Genomic DNA, 17,713 nt, shown 5'->3' with positions numbered 1-17,713 from the left:
AGCTCCCACCTTTGACCGCGTAGCCAGGCGCAGCTGGTGGTGTTTTTCAGACCAGCGTCGGCATCCGGCAGTTCGCCGTTATACTCGCCGCTCTGCTTTGGAGCCAGTATGAATTCGTTGCCGATTGATGAAGTTTTACCCGCACTGCGTGACGCCTTGGCGAATCGCCATGAAGCCGTGCTGGAAGCGCCCCCCGGCGCCGGTAAAACCACCCGCGTGCCCTTGGCCTTGTTGAACGAGCCCTGGCTGGCCGGGCAGACCATCCTGATGCTCGAACCCCGTCGTCTCGCAGCCCGCGCGGCGGCCGAGCGTCTGGCCAGCGAGTTGGGTGAAAAAGTCGGTGAAACCGTCGGCTATCGCATTCGTCTGGACAGCAAGGTCGGCCCCAATACGCGCATCGAAGTGGTCACCGAAGGCATCCTCACCCGCCGCCTGCAGGACGATCCGGCGCTGGACGGCGTGGGCCTGCTGATCTTCGATGAGTTTCACGAGCGCAGCCTCGACGCCGACCTGGCGCTGGCCTTGAGCCTGAACGGCCGCGAACTCTTTCGCGATGATCAACCGCTGAAAATCCTGTTGATGTCTGCCACCCTCGAAGGCGAACGCCTGGCCGGGCTGCTGGACAACGCGCCAATCCTGCGCAGCGAAGGGCGCATGTTCCCGGTGCAGATGCGCTGGGGCCGCCCCTACCAACCCGGTGAATTCATCGAACCGCGTGTGGTGCAGACTGTCCTCGACGCCCTGCAAGACGAAACCGGCAGCGTGCTGGTGTTCCTGCCGGGGCAGGCGGAGATTCGCCGGGTCAACCAGCAACTGGCTGACGCCCTCGGCGAGCGCGCGGATGTGGTGTTGTGCCCGCTGCATGGCGAACTGGACCTCAACGCTCAACGCGCCGCCATCGACCCGGCGCCCGTCGGCAAACGCAAGGTCGTGCTGGCGACCAACATTGCCGAGACCAGCCTCACCATCAACGGCGTGCGCGTCGTGATCGACGCCGGGTTGGCGCGGGTGCCGCGTTTCGACCCCGGAAGCGGCATGACCCGCCTCGACACCCAGCGCATTTCCCGCGCCAGCGCCACCCAGCGCGCCGGTCGAGCAGGGCGCCTGGAGCCGGGCGTGTGTTATCGCCTGTGGTCCGAAGACCAACACGAAGGCCTGGCCGCCTACGGCAGTGCGGAAATCCTCGCCGCCGACCTGGCCGGCCTGGCTTTGCAACTGGCGCGCTGGGGCGTCACGCCCACTCAGTTGGTCTGGCTGGATGTGCCGCCGACGGCGGCGTATGCCCAGGCCCAGGATCTGCTGGGGCGCCTCGGTGCGTTGGATGAAGAAAAACTCACCGCTCACGGGCAGAAGATGGCCGAGTTGCCGGCCCATCCGCGTATCGCCCATCTGCTGCTGCGCGGGCAGGCTCTTGGGTTGGCGGCGACGGCATGCGATGTGGCGGCCCTGCTGGGAGAGCGCGACATCTTGCGCGGTGGCGGTGCGGATTTGCACAGTCGATTGGCGCTGTTGTCCGGCGAAGAGCGTGCACGCGGCACTCAAGGCGGTGTACAGCGGGCCAAGCAACTGGCGCGACAATACCGAGGCTACCTAAGAGGCCAGGCCACACAACCCGTTGCCGACCCCGATCACCCGCGCTGGCTCGGTGCCTTGCTGGCACTGGCCTACCCGGATCGCGTCGCCCAGCAGCGTCGCCCCGGCGGTGCCGAGTACCGCCTGGCCAACGGCCGCGCCGCGCTGTTCGCGGAGGCTGACAGCCTGATGAAACAGGCTTGGCTGGTGATCGCCGACCTGGGTAGCCGCCAGGGCCAGCGTGAGGAACGTATCTACTTGGCGGCGGATTTCGACCCGGCGCTGTTCGACACGGTGCTGGCCGAGCAAGTGCGCAACGTCGACCAACTCGATTGGGACGAACGCGAAGGCGTACTGCGCGCCGAACGCCAACGCAAAGTCGGCGAACTGGTGCTCAGCCGCGAACCGCTGACTGGCCTCGACGAATCCGCCCGCAGCCAGGCGCTGGTCAACCTGGTACGCCGCAAAGGCCTGGAACTGCTGCCGTGGACGCCAGAACTGCGGCAATGGCAGGCTCGGGTCATGTTGTTGCGCCAGCTCGACGCCGGCAAAACCAGCGAATGGCCCGACCTCAGTGACAAGGCGTTGCTCGCCAGCCTTGAACACTGGCTGATGCCCTACCTGGGCAAAGTCTCGCGTCTGAGCCATTTCGCCAACCTGGATATCTCCAGCTTCCTGCACAACCTGCTGCCCTGGCCACTGCCCCAACGTTTGGACGAACTGGCGCCACAGCATGTGAAAGTGCCGTCGGGCTCATCGGTGCGTTTGGACTACAGCGAACAGCCGCCGATCCTGGCGGTGCGCTTGCAGGAATTGTTCGGGCTGGCCGACACCCCGCGCATTGCCAGCGGGCGCGTGGCCGTGAAGTTGCACCTGTTGTCCCCGGCGCGGCGGCCGGTGCAGGTCACGCAGGACCTGGCGAACTTCTGGCGCAGTACCTATGCCGAGGTGAAGAAGGATTTGAAAGGGCGCTACCCCAAGCACTACTGGCCGGATGACCCGTTGGTGGCCGAAGCGACGGCCCGAATCAAACCCAGAAAGCCTTGAATGTAAGTAACTCCCCCAGTCGTTTTGATGACTGGGGGGTTAGCTGAACGCGTTGAATCAGAGCACGGAGGTTGTCTTGAAGGGCTTAAAGCGCTTCAAGCGCACTGTCAAATTGCTTATGCGCGTTTGGCAACGATGTGCTCGATTGGGCGCGGATGCCGCAGGTGTACTCGATGAACGAATGCCCGGCGGTTTCAGACTGGGCAATATTGTAGTTCTGAAAGGGCAGCATGGCCCTGCGCACCGGGGATTGATCCAGGATGTTCTTGAATGTGGTGCTCGCGTCATCAGCGATCCACAGCCTTCCTACTTTTCTCTGTTGGTTGCCATCGATGAATTTATGCCGGGCATGCAGGACCCGCAGGTTATCCATCACCAGAATGTCCCCTGGCTCAAGGCTGACAGGGGCAATGTAACGCTCGTTGGTGGAGTAGTGGGTCTGGATGTATTTAAACGCCGCGTTGGCCCATTCAGGAATAAACGCAGTGCTGTCATACCGGTAGCGAATTCTCAACTTTTCGCCAAGCAGGGCAACCCCTGTGTTGTACACCCCGAACAGGAGGTTTGAGACTCCCGCTGCACTACCCAACGTCCTTTCGTTCATGGCAACCATCCCTATGAATTTGACGCCAGCCTGCTCGCCGATCACCTGGCTCAATACAACCTGCCGTTGATTCAGTTCGCAGCGCCGGCAGGTGTTACCAAAGGCATCGCTGCCTTGCAGGGCAAGGAGCAGGAATTTCGCGATGGGCTGCGCGAGGCGGCCCGCTATGCGAAGGCGCTGAACTGCTCGGATGTGCACATCATGTCTGGCGTGACCACACCCCAGGATGAGAGCGCGCCTGCCTACGTAAGTAACCTGGAATACGCGGTCAAGTACCTCGAAGATCAGGGTTTGCGCGCGCTTATTGAAGTGATCTGCCCGCAGGCGATGCCAGGCTATTACATGTCTGACTTCAGCAAGGCGCAACAGGTGCTGGAAACCTTTACGAGTGTCGGGCTGATTCTGGATCTTTACCATGCCCAGCTTTTGACCGGCGACGCAGCCGGGGTGTTGGCGCAGTTTTACGACAGGACCGTCCATGTACAAATCGCCGATAACCCGGGGCGTCATGAGCCGGGCACCGGAACCATGGACTTTGCCGCGTTGTTCGCGGCGCTTGAGCAGCGTGGCTACCGAGGATGGATCGGCTGTGAATACCGCCCATCCGGCACCACGGTTGAAAGCCTTGAGTGGCTTAAGCCGCTGCGGGCCTAGGTGTTGAAACCCTAGGGGCTATTGTGCGGCAGGCAGCAGGAAGCGGGCGATCACCGGCAGGTGGTTGGAAATACGTAACGTATCCTCCTGGCGCACCTTGGCCTCCACCCGTTTGATCCGCGGGCTGTAGAACAGGTAATCCAGCGTACGGTCCGGCCCGTCCACGCTCGGGTCGTTGGGGAAGTTCGTCAGCCATTTCTCACGATCGATCCCGCTGGATTGGCTATTGCTCGGGATCATCGGGTATTTGTCCCACAGCAGATGCAGCTCGCTGTCCGGCGAATATTGCCCGCGTTTGGTGGCGTCCAGGCGCAGGAATTGGCCCAGTGGCAGCAGGTTGAAGTCCCCACCGATCAGCCAGGGCGTGCCACGGCCTTCAAATTTATCCAGCAATTTGACCGTGGTCTGGACCTGCTCCATCACCGCGCTGCGGCCAGGGGCGTCACCGTCCATGCGAGTGTTGAGCACCGCGAGTTGTCCGCCGTCGCTCAGGGGCAGGTAGGTCAACAGCAAGGCAGGCTTGGGTTGAAACTGGCGACTCAGGATGTTGGCCTCGGGCGCCGGCAGCTGCAGGCGTTCGGCGTGTTCGATCTGGTAACGGCTGAGGGTCGCCAGTTTGCGGCCCACGCTGCCGAAGATGTGCAGGTTTGGCACGAAGTCGGCTTTCCAGTCGAAGGCCTGGGCGCTGCACGGGTAGAGATCGACCAGGCGCTCTTGCAGCAGGGCCAGTTGGTCCTGGTAGTGGGACGGCTTGGCGTTTTCGTCGAGCTCCTGCAGCAGCAGGATGTCGGGCTGTTCGTCGCGGATGACCCGCGCCACTTCGTCGAGGCTGGCGGCCATGTCTTCTACGGTGGGGCGGTCGTCGGGGCCGCTGCCGTCGAAGGTGTCGTACCAGAACACATAATTTTTGCCGGCCAGGTATTGCACGTTCCAGGTCATGACCTTGAGCGCTTGCCCCGGCAACAGCGTGGGCGCACGCGGCGCGACGCAGCTCACCGGCAGGGTTTCCTTCGCCTCGGGGCGCCAGGTCAGGCTGTAGATCAGGGCGGTCAGCAGGCCTGCGATGATCAGCAGGCCCAGCAAGGTGATGCGCAATAAACGGGTCATTGGCTCGGCTTATAGCGTTTCAGAGGTGGCACGGAGCATATCACCGCGCGTCGGCATCGCCACCGATCAACATGAATAAACGGAACAGCACCACGCTGGTAAACAGCTGCAGAAAGCTGTGGGCGCTGTCCAGTAGCAGCCCCAGCAGCGGCGCAGGCGTTGGATAGGCCGCAACGCTGGCGCCTTTGAGCAACCACAGTGGCGTCATCACGCACAGCAGGCACACCAGGATCAGCCAGAAATGCCCACGGCTCAGACGGAAACTTTCCTTCATCGCCTCCAACGCCGGCATGCCACGCAGCACCAGCAGGTATTCGGCAAATGCCAGCACCACCATCAGCCACAGCCCCGGCAGGAAATACAGCGACAGCCCCAGCAGAATCAGCAGCGTGCTCATCGCGGTCAGCAGGGCAAAGCGCGGCCACAGAGTAAGGGCCATGGCCCAGACATCTTTAGTGCCCGGCGACTCGCCACGGGTGCGAGCATCCAGAAACAGGATCAATGCGCCGGTGTACAGCGGGTACACCAGCAACCCCACCACCACGCTGTAGCCGGGAAACGCATCCGGGCCGACGACATGGTTGAGCACCTGTTGCAGCAGGGCTTCGAAAATCACCAATGGCAGACACAGCTGGACGATGGCGCCCAGGTTGCGTTGGGTGAAACGGAAGGAGTCGCGCAGCACGTCTAACGGATTCATCAAGTTCATCGCAGGCCTGAAAGCAAGGGCAACACTTTAACCGATCATTACCGGAGGTAAGCAAACGTAAACCTTGAGTAAAGACCATTGAAACAACTCGTAACATCCCCATAACTAGGTCGGCGCCTGAATAAAGGCGAGACCACGATTTTTACCGGCAATCTAACGAGGTCGCCATGAACAGCGAAGAGCAAACCCTGATCGATGGACTGTTTTCACGGTTGCAACAAGCCGAAACGGACTCAGCCCCCCGCGACGCCCAGGCCGAAGCGCGGATCAAGGAACACATGACGCGCCAACCGGCGGCCGGGTACTACATGACCCAGTCGATCCTGGTGCAGGAACATGCGCTCAAGAGCCTCGACGCGCAGAATAAGCAGCAAGCGCAACAGATCCAGCAATTGCAGGACGAGCTGCAACGGGCCAAGTCCGCGCAGCCAGCCCCGGCGAGCAGCGGCGGATTCCTGTCGAGCATCTTTGGTGGTGGCGGTTCCCGTGAGCCGCAACCGGCCCAAAGCGCGCCGGCGTCTTCCGGTGGCGGCTGGCGCGAACCGGCGCGGCCAGGGTTCAGCCAGCCTGCGCCGCAGCAGAACTATCAACAACCTGCTCCAGCCGCTCCGGTGGGCAGCGGTTTTCTTGGCGGCGCGATGAAGACCGCCGCCGGCGTGGCCGGTGGTGTGTTGCTGGCCGAAGGCATCAGCAGCCTGTTCCATCACAACCAGCAACCGCAGGTGGTGGAGGAAATCATCGAGCAACCGGCACCGGCCAGTGATCAAGGCGGCTGGGGCAATGACGACCAGAAGTACGCCGGCAATGACAGCTGGGGTGGCAACAATTCGGACAGCTTTGCCGACAGCGATTATTCCGACGACTCTTCCTCCTTTGGCGACGATGATTCCTTCGTCTGACCCACCTTGGCCCGGGGCGAGCGTCGCCCCGGTCTGATTTTTCCCGGAAACCTTCTCGCGGCTGGCATACTGGCACCCTTTCCGGGCCCTGGCGCCTGGCTGTCATGAGGAAGTACGGTGAAAAAAATTGCAGTGTTCGCCGATGTGCAAAACCTCTATTACACCGTCCGCCAGGCCTATGGTTGTCACTTCAACTACGCCGCGCTGTGGGCTGACATCAGCTCGCGCGGGCAGATCGTCGAGGCATACGCTTATGCCATCGACCGTGGTGACAGCAAACAGCAACAGTTCCAGCAGATCCTGCGCAACCTGGGTTTCACGGTGAAACTCAAACCCTACATCCAGCGCAGCGACGGCTCGGCCAAGGGCGACTGGGACGTGGGCATCACCCTCGACATCATGGACGCCGCCGACCACGTCGACGAAATCGTCCTGGCCTCCGGTGACGGTGATTTCGACATGCTGCTTGACCGGGTTATCCACAAGCATGGCGTCGAAGCCGTGGCCTACGGCGTGCCGGGGCTGACGGCCAACTCATTGATCCGCGCCGCCAGCCGTTATGTGCCGATCGAAGGCGCGTTGCTGCTTAAATAGATTCTTTCACAGAGTTGGAACAGGTTTGGAACGTATAGCGGTCATCGACTTTGAAACCACCGGCATCACCCCGAGCAGCCACTGCCGGGCCACGGAAATCGCGGTGGTCATCCTTGAGCGTGGCCAGATCGTGGACCGCTATCAGAGCCTGATGAAAACCGGCGTGCATGTGCCCGCTTTCATCGAACAACTCACCGGCATCAGCAACGCCATGCTGCGCAGCGCGCCGCCGGCCGAGCGGGTAATGAACGAGGTCAACGAGTTCGTCGGCACCACGCCGCTGATGGCGCACAACGCCGCGTTCGACCAGAAGTTCTGGGACTACGAGCTGGGCCTGATCCGCCGCACCCGCCTGCAGAAATTCGCCTGCTCCCTGCTGCTTGCCCGCCGCCTCATGCCGGCTGCGCCCAACCACAAGCTCGGCACCCTCAACGCCTACGCCCAACTGCCCCACACCGGCCAGGCTCACCGAGCGCTGGCGGATGCGGAAATGGCGGCCAACCTCACGGCCCACCTGGCCCAGGAACTGCGGCGTACCCACGGCTTGCGTGAACTGTCCCACGACCTGCTGTGCACCTTGCAGAAAGTGCCAGCGGCGAAGATCAATGAGCATCTGAAGAAACATCGCGGGTTCTAAACCCGCCGCAATCCCAAAACAACCGAAGATCCAATGGTGGGAGCGGGCTTGCTCGCGAAAGCGGAGTGTCAGTCAGCACCTGTATTGACTGATCCACCGCTTTCGCGAGCAAGCCCGCTCCCACATTAGCTAGGCGGCGGTCATCGAGGGGCAGTCTTTGCGCAGATCAGCGAAAAGGTCATTCAGCTATTCGTCGACATCATCGGCTTCATCGACCGCAGCCAAGTGACAGAGCAAACGGATTTCATCCATGACTTCAAGATCATTGATGACGATTTGACCTGCTTCGTCATGCAGATCAAGTGGCAGTTCAAGCTGCAAGCCACTCAGGCAGATTGGGATGACATCACCACGATCAGGCAGATTATCGATTGGATTGTTGAACGCTCAAATGTGCATTGATGCAACTTACGTCATCGCAGGCAAGCCTGCTCCCACAGTTGGAATGCATTTCAAAGGTGGGAGCCGGGCTTGCCCGCGATGGCGGTGGGTCAGCCACCACTCTTCCCGATCCCCTCCAACTGCCCCAACGGCACCCGCCGCTCTATCGCGCTCGACAAAATGATCGAGGTCTTGCTAAAGCCGAATTTCGCTACGCGATTGATCAAGTTCTCCAACTCCGGCATAGACCCCACTGCCGCCTGCATGATCACGCACGGATCACCCGTCACCCGATGGCACTCGGTCAACTCGGGGATCTGCGCCAGGGCGTCGTAGGTCTTTTGGCTGCCATGGTTAGTCAGCCGCAGTTCCATCACGCATTGAATCGGCAAACCGACTTTGGACAGGTCCACCTTGGCCTGATACCCGGTGATCACGCCACTGGCCTCCAGCTTCGCCACGCGTTCGGCCACGGCAGGGGCAGAGAGGTTCACCGTGCGGGCCAATTGCGCGTAGGAAGCGCGGCCGTCTTCGAGCAGGGCGCTGAGGAGCAGGCGGTCGTATTTGTCCATGATAAGGCTCCGGTTGCGCGTGACTTTCGAAAGCACGGTTTATAGCCTTCACAACCATGCTTTGAAAAGTGTATTGGCGTTTTAAACAGGTTTTGTAACTTATGTTTAGCGACCTGCCTTTTTAGAATAAGCCTCCCATCTCCTGCCATAGAGCCGCCCAATGCCTGGCCCACGTCGCTTTCCCTTACCGTTGATCGCCGCCTTTTTTGCGTTGTATGTGATTTGGGGGTCTACCTACCTGGTGATTCGCATCGGTGTGGAGTACTGGCCGCCGTTGTTGCTGGCGGGGATTCGGTTCTGCACGGCGGGGGCATTGATGTACGGCTTCCTGCGCTGGCGCGGGGTGCCGGCACCGACTTGGCCGCAGTGGAAGGCGGCCGGGATGATCGGTCTTTTGTTGCTCACCGTGGGCAATGGTGGGGTCAGTGTGGCGGAACACATGGGTGTGTCGTCCGGCGTGGCGGCGTTGGCCGTGGCGACCGTGCCGTTGTTCACCTTGCTATGTGGGTATTTCTGGGGCGCGCGTAACACCCGTCTGGAATGGGCTGGGGTGATCCTGGGGATCATCGGCATTGCCATGCTCAACATGGGCAGTACGTTGCAATCGAGCCCGATGGGGGCTGTGTTGCTGTTGGTGGCGGCGGCATCCTGGGCGTTTGGTTCGGTGTGGAGCCGACAGTTGCCGTTGCCCCAAGGCGCCATGGCCAGTGCTGCGGAAATGCTGGTCGCCGGTGTGGCGTTGCTGATGGTCAGCGCGCTGTCCGGTGAACGCCTGCAGGCTGTGCCACCGCTGGAAGGCTGGCTGGCCCTGGCGTATCTGACCGTGTTCGGCTCGATCATTGCCTTCAATGCCTACATGTACCTGCTCAAGCATGTCCGCCCGGCGGCCGCGACCAGCTATGCCTATGTGAACCCGGCGGTGGCGGTGTTGCTGGGGATTGTGTTCGTGGGCGAGACCATTGGTCTGGAAGAAGCCCTGGCCATGTTGGTGATTATCAGCGCCGTGCTGTTGATCAGCCTGCCCCAGTGGCGCAAGCCGAAGCCGGAAATAAGGTAAACTGCCGCGCATTACGCCCTTGCGCTGAATTTTTCCTACGGTATCTACATGACTTTCGCCACCCTTGGCCTGATCGAACCCTTGCTGCGCGCCCTTGAGACGCTTGGCTACCAGACCCCGACGCCGGTGCAGGCGCAAGCCATTCCGGCGGTGCTGGCCGGTCGCGACCTGATGGCCGCGGCCCAGACCGGCACCGGCAAGACCGCCGGTTTCGCCGTGCCGTTGTTGCAACTGTTGACGATGGAAGGGCCGAAAGTCGCCGCCAACTCGGCCCGTGCGCTGATCCTGTGCCCGACCCGCGAGCTCGCCGAACAGGTGCACGCCAGCGTCGCCGAGTACGCGCAAAACCTGCCGCTGACCACTTACGCGGTGTACGGCGGCGTGAGCATCAACCCGCAGATGATGAAGTTGCGCAAAGGTGTCGACATCCTGGTCGCCACCCCTGGCCGCCTGATTGACCTGTTCCGCCAAAACGCGCTGAAACTCAACCAGCTGCAAACCCTGGTGCTGGACGAAGCCGACCGCATGCTCGACCTGGGCTTCTCCGAAGAGCTTGCCAACATTTATCGCATGTTGCCGAAAAAGCGCCAGACGCTGCTGTTCTCCGCGACCTTCTCCGATGACATCCGCCTGCTGGCCGGGCAGATGCTCAACGATCCGCTGAGCATCGAAGTCAGCCCGCGCAACGTCGCTGCCAACACGGTCAAGCAGTGGGTCGTGCCGGTGGACAAGAAGCGCAAGCCGGAGCTGTTTGTGCACCTGATGCGCAAAGGTCGCTGGAAGCAGGTGCTGGTGTTCGCCAAGACCCGTAACGGTGTGGATGCGCTGGTGGATAAGTTGCAGGGCCTGGGCATCAATGCCGACGGCATCCATGGCGACAAGCCTCAGGCTACCCGCCAACGCGCACTGGACCGCTTCAAGTCCAGTGAAGTGCAGATCCTGGTAGCCACCGATGTGGCGGCCCGTGGCCTGGATATCGAAGACCTGCCGCTGGTGGTCAACTTCGACCTGCCGATCGTGGCCGAGGACTACATCCACCGTATCGGCCGTACCGGCCGTGCGGGCAACACCGGTGAGGCGATTTCCCTGGTGTGTGCCGATGAAGTGAACATGCTGTCGGCCATCGAGATGCTGACCCGTCAGACCCTGACCCGTCACATGGAACAGGATTTCGAACCGGAGCACCGCGTGCCGGACACCGATGCCAGCGGGCAGGTGGTGAAGAAGCCGAAAAAACCGAAGAAACCTAAAAGCTCTGGTGGCGGCGGTAAGCGCAACCTGGGCAAGTGGGTGGACAGCGGGGAAGTGGCGCCGGCAGAGCCGTCGATCAAACCGGTGCGCAAGGTGCCTGTTTTTAACACTGGGCCGCGCAAGAAGAAGTGATTTTTCGGCGTTGCTGATGGCCCCATCGCGAGCAAGCCCGCTCCCACATTTTGAATGTATTCACAGATCAAAAATGTGGGAGCGGGCTTGCTTGCGAAAGCGACTTTGAATTCGCCACAAGTCTCAGCGCTTAAGCCACTCCAACATGCCGCGCCCAGCCGCCCGTCCGCTGGCAAAGCATCCTGTGAGTAGATAGCCCCCCGTCGGCGCTTCCCAGTCGAGCATCTCCCCTGCACAAAACACCCCCGGCAACGGCTTGAGCATCAACCGCTCATCCAACGCCTCAAACGGCACGCCGCCGGCTGTGCTGATCGCCTCATCCATTGGCCGGGTCTTCACCAGGGTCAACGGCAGCGCCTTGATATCCACCGCCAATTGCGCCGGATCGTTGAAGTGGTCAGCCGGTGCCAACTCGCGCAGCAGTGCCGCTTTCACCCCGTCCAGCCCCAACTGACTGTGCAAATGCTTGCTCATCGAGCGTGAGCCACGTGGTTTGGCCAGCGCGGCCTGAACCTTGTCCAGCGGCTTGCTCGGCAACAGGTCGATATGCACGGTGGCCGAGCCGTCGCGGTTGATCACTTCCCGGATCGGTGCCGACAACGCGTAGATCAAGCTGCCTTCGATACCCATTGCCGTGACCACACATTCGCCCAGGCGAGGCTTGTCATCTCCCAGCCCGATGGCGACGTTTTTCAACGGCGCGCCCGCGAATTTACTGACCATCAGTTCGCTCCAGGCCGACACCTCGAAACCGCAATTGCTGGGTTGCAGCGGGGCGTAGGGTACGCCTTTGTCCTCCAGCAACTTGAGCCAGGCACCGTCAGAGCCCAGCCGCGACCAGCTGCCGCCGCCAAGGGCCAGCAGCACGGCGTCGCTGTGGACAGTTTTTTCGCCGTCAGGGCTGTGGATAAGTAAGTCGCCCTCGGCATTCCAGCCCACCCAGCGATGGCGGGTGTGGATAACCACGCCCTGGTCGCGCAGGCGCTTGAGCCAGGCACGCAGCAGCGGTGCAGCTTTCATGTCGGTAGGAAACACCCGGCCCGAGGTGCCGACAAAGGTCTCGATCCCCAAGCCGTGGATCCATTCGCACAACGCCTCGGCCCCAAATGCGCGCAGCAAGGGCGCCATGTGTGGCGCACGTTCGGCGTAGCGCGACAGAAACGCCGGGTACGCCTCGGAATGCGTGATGTTCATGCCGCCCACGCCGGCCAGCAGGAACTTGCGCCCCACGGACGGCATGCCGTCGTACAGGTCCACCCGCACGCCCGCCTGGCTCAGGACTTCGGCGGCCATCAGCCCGGCAGGGCCGCCGCCGATAATGGCAACATGAGGAGGAGGGGTCTGAGGCATGGGTCGGGCTACGGTCGCTGAATAGGCCGAGCATTCTACCCGAGGACGGCACAACTGCCTGATCAAAAAATGTACAACTTCCTACAGGCCAGACTGCCTCTGGCTTTCAGGTGCTTACGCTCAAGTTATCCACAGGTGGTTCCACAGGCATTGTGGGTAACGCCCACGGTTCAATGACAACCTGATGACGTCCACACCCGTTGCGCACTGTGGTGCAGGATGCCGTGGCGGCGGGCGAGGGCCGGGCGGTCCTTGCTGTAGCCGCCACCGATCACGCCCATGACCGGAATGTCGCGGCCCAGGCAGTGGCGCATCACGCTTTCATCGCGGGCGGCGACGCCTTCGTCTGTCAGCTTGAGGTAACCGAGGGCGTCGTCCTTGTGTACATCAACGCCGGCGTCGTATAGCACCAGATCGGGTTGGTAGAGCGGCAGCAGGTAGTTGAGGGCGTCATCCACCACCTTGAGGTAGTCGGCGTCGCCCATGCCCATGGGCAGTGGAATGTCCCAGTCACTCTGGGCTTTGCGCGCCGGGAAGTTCTTTTCACAGTGCAGCGACACGGTGATGGCGTCCGGCGTGTCGTGGAGGATGCGCGCGGTGCCGTCGCCCTGGTGCACGTCGCAATCGAAGATCAGCACACGATTGACCCGGCCGCTGGCCAGCAGGTAATGGCTGATCACCGCCAGGTCATTGAAGATGCAGAAACCTGCCGGGTAATCGTAGTGGGCGTGGTGGGTGCCGCCGGCCAGGTGGCAGGCCAGGCCGTGGTCAAGGGCTTGCTCCGCCGCGAGAATCGAGCCGCCGACTGCACGTACGGTACGGCGGGCGAGGGCTTCGTTCCAAGGCAAGCCGAGGCGGCGCTGGTCTTCGCGTGACAGCTCGCCGCCCATGTAGCGTTCGATATACCCAGCGTCATGGGCCAGGGCCAGAATCTCCGGTGGGCACAACTGCGGGCGCAGCAGTTGGCTGTCCTCGGTCAGGCCGCTGTCCACCAGGTGGTCGCGCAGCAGGCGGAACTTGTCCATGGGGAACCGGTGGTCCGCCGGGAACTCGGGACTGTAGTCATCGTGGTAGATCAATGGCAAAGGCATGGGATTTTCTGACGGGAACCTGCGACGGATCTTAACAGCGCTGTACACTCACGCACATGGCAAGGGAGGGGACCCATGGAGCCGATACTGGAATTGGAAAGTGCACGCCTGGTGCTGCGCCAATGGCGCGACGCTGACTTGCCGGAGTTTGCGCGCATGTGCGCCGACCCGCAGGTGATGCGTTATTTCCCGGCCACACTGAGCCACCTGGAAAGCGCCGCGTTGATCGGCCGCATTCGTGGGCACTTCGCCGAATACGGCTTTGGCCTGTGGGCGTTGCAGCGCAAGGACACCGGTGAGTTCATCGGCCTCACCGGGTTGCTGAATGTCAGCTTTGAGGCGGACTTTGCCCCGGCGGTGGAGATCGGCTGGCGCCTGGCTCGCGAACACTGGGGCCTGGGGTACGCCAGCGAGGCTGCGTGGACCGCGTTGCGCTGTGGATTTGATCGCTTGAGCCTGGACGAGATTGTCGCCTTCACCACGCAAGCCAATCTGCCATCACAAAAAGTCATGCAGGCCATCGGTATGCATTACGATCCGCAGGCAGATTTTGAACACCCCAAGGTCGCAGCCGATGACCCGCTGCGCCATCATGTTTTGTATCGCATCACCCGCGCCCAATGGTTGGACACGCTGCATGGATAGGCAGCCCGGAATGCCCCATAGATTTTAGGAGTTGCTCTATGAGCCAAGTATTGGAAGATCTGGTGGACTTGCTGACCCTGGAACCGATCGAGGAAAACCTCTTTCGCGGCCGCAGCCAGGACCTGGGTTTTCGCCAACTGTTCGGCGGCCAGGTGCTCGGCCAGTCGCTGTCGGCCGCCAGCCAGACCGTAGAAGAAGCGCGGCACGTGCATTCCCTGCATGGTTATTTCCTGCGTCCCGGCGATGCAGCGTTGCCGGTGGTGTATTCGGTGGACCGTGTGCGTGATGGCGGCAGTTTCAGCACGCGCCGCGTGACCGCGATCCAGAAGGGCCACCCGATCTTCACCTGCACCACCTCGTTCCAGTACGACGAACAAGGCTTCGATCACCAGACCACCATGCCAGTGGTGGTGGGGCCGGAAAACCTGCCGTCGGAGCTGGAACTGACCCAGCAACGTGCGCACCTGATCCCCGAGCACATGCGCGACAAGCTGCTGTGCCCCAAGCCTATTGAAGTGCGCCCGGTCACGGAAAAAGACCCGTTCAACCCGCAGCCGTCCGACCCGGTCAAATACGTGTGGTTCCGCGCCGACGGCGCCCTGGCTGATGCGCCGGCGCTGCACAAATACCTGCTGGCCTATGCCTCGGACTTTGGCCTGCTGACCACCTCCTTGCTGCCCCATGGCAAGACGGTGTGGCAGAAAGATATGCAGGTCGCCAGCCTCGACCACGCGCTGTGGTTCCACGCCGACCTGCGCGCCGACGACTGGTTGCTGTACGCCATGGACAGCCCATGGGCCGGCAATTCCCGTGGGTTCTCCCGTGGCAGCGTGTACAACCGCGCAGGGCAACTGGTGGCCTCGGTGACCCAGGAAGGCCTGATCCGCCATCGCAAGGATTGGGCATGAGCCTGTCGGACGTAAAGCACTGGGTGTTCGATATGGACGGCACCCTCACGGTGGCCGTGCATGACTTTGCGGCCATTCGCGTGGCCCTGGAGATCCCACCCGAGGACGACATCCTCACACACTTGGCGGCATTGCCCGCGGATGTCGCGGCGGCCAAGCATGCCTGGTTGCTGGCGCATGAGCGTGAGTTGGCATTGGGTTCAGTCGCGGCCGAAGGCGCGGTTGAGTTGGTGCGCGAGCTGGCTGGACGCGGTTACCGTTTGGGCATCCTGACCCGTAATGCGCGGGAGTTGGCGCATGTCACGCTGGAGGCGATTGGCCTGGCGGACTGCTTTGCCATTGAGGACGTGCTGGGGCGTGACGATGCGCAACCGAAGCCCGATCCGGATGGCTTGCTGAAACTGGCAGCTGCTTGGGAGGTGGCGCCGAGCAAAATGGTGATGGTCGGTGATTACCGCTTCGACCTGGATTGTGGCCGGGCGGCGGGAACGCGGACGGTGTTGGTTAACCTGCCGGAAAACCCCTGGCCGGAGTTGGCGGATTGGCATGCCGAGGATTGCGCGGTGCTGCGCCGGATGATCTAGCCCAGACAATAGCGCTCCCACATGTTGATTGGGTTTCTTCAGGGGGGGTTATTGGAAGAGTACTTTCTGGCCCTCTGGTGACGTAAACATCCCATCGCCGTTATGCCCCACCCCCGGCACTTCCACCAACGTGTGGCTCAACTGCGGATGCCGTTGCTTGAGGTAGTCAAAATAGTTGTGCCCACGAATCAGGCGATACGCGCCCTGGGTTTCAGCGGCGCAGCTTTTGTCCAGTGCCGGGTGGTTCGGGTCGGTGTCTTGCTGGCCCAGCAGGTAGGTGATGTTGCGTGACACATAGGCGTGCTCAAGCTGCTCGGCGCTCTGGCCCTTGGCGTAGGCCGGCAGGTGTTGCAGGCCATATTTCCAGTCGTTGAAACCTGGGCAACTGGCCGTGTCGAACTGCACCGGGCGCTGCGCGGTGAAGTAGGCGTAGGACGACGGGTTGGCCACCACATAACGCAGGCGGATGCCTTCGGTTCGCAAGGTTGGGTGATCGTGGCCGGTGAGGGCGAAACGCTGCACCACCTGGCCGCCGCCGGAGTGACCGGCCACCACGATTTCCTTGAGCGCCGGGAATAGCGTGCGGTTGCCCAGGTGCTTGATGATCTGATCGAGGGCACCGTAGGCGCTGATTTGCCCTGGCGCGGTGGAGGGGGCGCCGGCCATCCAGTCATTGCCCTTCCAACGCAGCACCTGGTTGTCCAGGTGGTTGCGCTTTACGTCGGACGCATTGAGAAACTGCGGCGCAATCACCAGTGTGTTGGCGGCTTGGCCCGCATGCGCAGCGGCGTCTTCAGCGCTTTGAAGGTAAGTCTGCGCATTGCGCAGGCGGCCATGCACGATGACCAAGGCGCGGGTGACCTGGGGCAGCGGTTTGCGCCAGTCCTGGCTTAATCCGAGACTGAGGTCGCCGGCCTCCAGGTGAAAACGATCGGGACTGACTTCTTTTACGCCATGTTCGGCGGCCAAGGCGGAACAGGTGACTAACAAACCCAGCAGCAACCCCAATCGTTTATTCATCTAGAGACTCTTGGCGGTAAACGTGTCGCATTGAGTGATCTGGCCCTGGGCGAAGCCGGTCTTGAACCAGCGAACCCGCTGTGCCGAGGTGCCATGGGTAAACGAGTCCGGCACGACGCGCCCTTGACCCTGTTGCTGCAAACGGTCATCGCCGATGGCGTTGGCTGCATTCAGTGCTTCTTCAATATCGCCAGGCTCCAGCCAGTTCAGGCGCTTTTGCGCACGGTTGGCCCACACGCCGGCGAAGCAATCGGCTTGCAGTTCCTGGCGGACCAGCAACCCGCCGTCGCCCTGCATCTGCCGGCCCTGCTGGCGCGCCGCCTGGATCTTCGATGAGATACCCAGCAGCGTCTGCACGTGGTGCCCGACTTCGTGGGCGATCACGTAGGCTTGGGCAAAGTCGCCGGCGGCCTGGAAGCGCTGCGACATTTCCCGGAAGAAATCCAGGTCCAGGTACACCTGCTGGTCAGCCGGGCAATAAAACGGACCGCTGGCCGAGGTGGCGCCACCGCAGGCGGAATTCACCCGGCCGCGGAACAGAATCAGTTTCGGGTTCTTATAGGCCAACCCGTTTTCCTTGAACACCTGGCCCCAGGTGTCTTCGGTATCGCCCAGTACCGCACGGACAAAATCCGCTTGCTCATCGTTGGCCGGCGGCGCCTGGCGTGACTGCGTGCTTACCGACGGCGCCTGTTCCATCTGGCCAGTCAGTTGGCCGAGGATCTGCAACGGGTCCTGGCCGGTCATCCAGCCGATGCCGACGATCAGCACAATGGCCGTGAGGCTCAGGCCTTTGCCGCCACCAAAGCGCATGCCACCACCACCGCCGCCACTGTCATCGCGGGCATCCACCACGTTGTCACTGCGTCGGCCTTTTTTCCATAGCATTGGGGCAATCC

General features: G+C 61.9%; 18 protein-coding genes and 1 pseudogene. 11 read left to right on the top strand and 8 right to left on the bottom strand.

Annotated elements, in window-relative coordinates:
* Positions 1 to 108: 108 nt before the first annotated feature.
* Complete coding sequence (gene hrpB, locus PF1751_RS24260) at positions 109 to 2,619, top strand: ATP-dependent helicase HrpB (protein ID WP_010206750.1); 2,511 nt, start codon at positions 109 to 111, stop codon at positions 2,617 to 2,619.
* An 85-nt stretch (positions 2,620 to 2,704) separates the two neighbouring features.
* Here the strand turns inward: hrpB and PF1751_RS24255 are convergent, their stop codons facing one another.
* Entirely contained in the window at positions 2,705 to 3,223 is a 519-nt protein-coding gene (locus PF1751_RS24255; RefSeq protein ID WP_226994564.1) for a TauD/TfdA family dioxygenase, read from the bottom strand.
* A 9-nt stretch (positions 3,224 to 3,232) separates the two neighbouring features.
* Here PF1751_RS24255 and PF1751_RS24250 point away from each other — a divergent pair.
* Positions 3,233 to 3,877 (top strand): annotated as a pseudogene (locus tag PF1751_RS24250) (hydroxypyruvate isomerase family protein); the annotation flags it as partial.
* A gap of 18 nt (positions 3,878 to 3,895) precedes the next feature.
* Here the strand turns inward: PF1751_RS24250 and PF1751_RS24245 are convergent.
* On the bottom strand, positions 3,896 to 4,984 hold the full coding sequence (locus PF1751_RS24245) for an endonuclease/exonuclease/phosphatase family protein (RefSeq protein ID WP_021492960.1): 1,089 nt from the start codon (positions 4,982 to 4,984) through the stop codon (positions 3,896 to 3,898).
* Between the two features lie 40 nt (positions 4,985 to 5,024).
* On the bottom strand, positions 5,025 to 5,684 hold the full coding sequence (locus PF1751_RS24240) for a YciC family protein (RefSeq protein ID WP_010206746.1): 660 nt from the start codon (positions 5,682 to 5,684) through the stop codon (positions 5,025 to 5,027).
* A gap of 176 nt (positions 5,685 to 5,860) precedes the next feature.
* On the opposite strand from PF1751_RS24240, the gene PF1751_RS24235 reads away from it, so the two are divergent.
* The 4 genes from PF1751_RS24235 to PF1751_RS29595 all read left to right on the top strand — a co-directional run bounded on the left by PF1751_RS24235 (position 5,861) and on the right by PF1751_RS29595 (position 8,225).
* A complete protein-coding gene (locus PF1751_RS24235; protein WP_021492958.1) occupies positions 5,861 to 6,592 on the top strand; it encodes a DUF2076 domain-containing protein in 732 nt (243 codons plus the stop codon).
* A gap of 117 nt (positions 6,593 to 6,709) precedes the next feature.
* Complete coding sequence (locus tag PF1751_RS24230) at positions 6,710 to 7,186, top strand: LabA-like NYN domain-containing protein (RefSeq protein ID WP_010206743.1); 477 nt, start codon at positions 6,710 to 6,712, stop codon at positions 7,184 to 7,186.
* 25 nt (positions 7,187 to 7,211) lie between these two features.
* A complete protein-coding gene (locus tag PF1751_RS24225; RefSeq protein WP_044287932.1) occupies positions 7,212 to 7,823 on the top strand; it encodes a 3'-5' exonuclease in 612 nt (203 codons plus the stop codon).
* 165 nt (positions 7,824 to 7,988) lie between these two features.
* Positions 7,989 to 8,225: an acyl carrier protein gene (locus PF1751_RS29595; protein WP_029529010.1), complete on the top strand. Its 237-nt coding sequence runs from the start codon at positions 7,989 to 7,991 to the stop codon at positions 8,223 to 8,225.
* An 89-nt stretch (positions 8,226 to 8,314) separates the two neighbouring features.
* Here the strand turns inward: PF1751_RS29595 and PF1751_RS24215 are convergent, their stop codons facing one another.
* A complete protein-coding gene (locus tag PF1751_RS24215) occupies positions 8,315 to 8,776 on the bottom strand; it encodes an Lrp/AsnC family transcriptional regulator (protein ID WP_042570861.1) in 462 nt (153 codons plus the stop codon).
* Positions 8,777 to 8,936: 160 nt separating this feature from the next.
* Here PF1751_RS24215 and yedA point away from each other — a divergent pair, with 160 nt between their 5' ends.
* Together yedA and PF1751_RS24205 are read left to right on the top strand one after the other, a co-directional pair.
* The gene (yedA, locus tag PF1751_RS24210; protein WP_010206736.1) at positions 8,937 to 9,833 is read left to right on the top strand and encodes a drug/metabolite exporter YedA; all 897 of its coding nucleotides are present in this window, start codon (positions 8,937 to 8,939) and stop codon (positions 9,831 to 9,833) included.
* Positions 9,834 to 9,881: 48 nt separating this feature from the next.
* Entirely contained in the window at positions 9,882 to 11,216 is a 1,335-nt protein-coding gene (locus tag PF1751_RS24205; protein WP_010206735.1) for an RNA helicase RhlE1, read from the top strand.
* Between the two features lie 123 nt (positions 11,217 to 11,339).
* Here the strand turns inward: PF1751_RS24205 and PF1751_RS24200 are convergent, their stop codons facing one another.
* Entirely contained in the window at positions 11,340 to 12,566 is a 1,227-nt protein-coding gene (locus tag PF1751_RS24200) for a TIGR03862 family flavoprotein (protein WP_010206734.1), read from the bottom strand.
* A gap of 170 nt (positions 12,567 to 12,736) precedes the next feature.
* Positions 12,737 to 13,657 carry a histone deacetylase family protein gene (locus PF1751_RS24195; protein ID WP_010206733.1) on the bottom strand — a complete coding sequence of 307 codons (921 nt, stop codon included), beginning with the start codon at positions 13,655 to 13,657 and terminating at the stop codon, positions 12,737 to 12,739.
* Between the two features lie 75 nt (positions 13,658 to 13,732).
* Here PF1751_RS24195 and PF1751_RS24190 point away from each other — a divergent pair, with 75 nt between their 5' ends.
* The 3 genes from PF1751_RS24190 to PF1751_RS24180 are packed head-to-tail and all read left to right on the top strand — an operon-like array spanning position 13,733 to position 15,794.
* Entirely contained in the window at positions 13,733 to 14,302 is a 570-nt protein-coding gene (locus PF1751_RS24190; protein ID WP_010206731.1) for a GNAT family N-acetyltransferase, read from the top strand.
* 38 nt (positions 14,303 to 14,340) lie between these two features.
* Positions 14,341 to 15,210: an acyl-CoA thioesterase II gene (tesB, locus tag PF1751_RS24185; RefSeq protein WP_010206730.1), complete on the top strand. Its 870-nt coding sequence runs from the start codon at positions 14,341 to 14,343 to the stop codon at positions 15,208 to 15,210.
* A complete protein-coding gene (locus PF1751_RS24180; RefSeq protein ID WP_010206729.1) occupies positions 15,207 to 15,794 on the top strand; it encodes an HAD family hydrolase in 588 nt (195 codons plus the stop codon). The genes tesB and PF1751_RS24180 overlap by 4 nt, the downstream gene beginning before the upstream one ends.
* Before the next feature lie 48 nt (positions 15,795 to 15,842).
* Here the strand turns inward: PF1751_RS24180 and PF1751_RS24175 are convergent, their stop codons facing one another.
* Together PF1751_RS24175 and ypfJ are read right to left on the bottom strand one after the other, a co-directional pair.
* On the bottom strand, positions 15,843 to 16,814 hold the full coding sequence (locus PF1751_RS24175) for a lipoprotein (RefSeq protein ID WP_044287931.1): 972 nt from the start codon (positions 16,812 to 16,814) through the stop codon (positions 15,843 to 15,845).
* Complete coding sequence (ypfJ, locus tag PF1751_RS24170; protein WP_010206727.1) at positions 16,815 to 17,702, bottom strand: KPN_02809 family neutral zinc metallopeptidase; 888 nt, start codon at positions 17,700 to 17,702, stop codon at positions 16,815 to 16,817.
* Positions 17,703 to 17,713: the final 11 nt, after the last annotated feature.

The sequence above is a fragment of the Pseudomonas simiae genome (assembly GCF_000934565.1).
GTDB classification, from domain to species: Bacteria; Pseudomonadota; Gammaproteobacteria; order Pseudomonadales; family Pseudomonadaceae; genus Aquipseudomonas; species Aquipseudomonas simiae.
The sequence above is the reverse complement of the archived record's forward strand: the minus strand, read 5'-3'. Positions and strand labels throughout refer to the sequence as shown.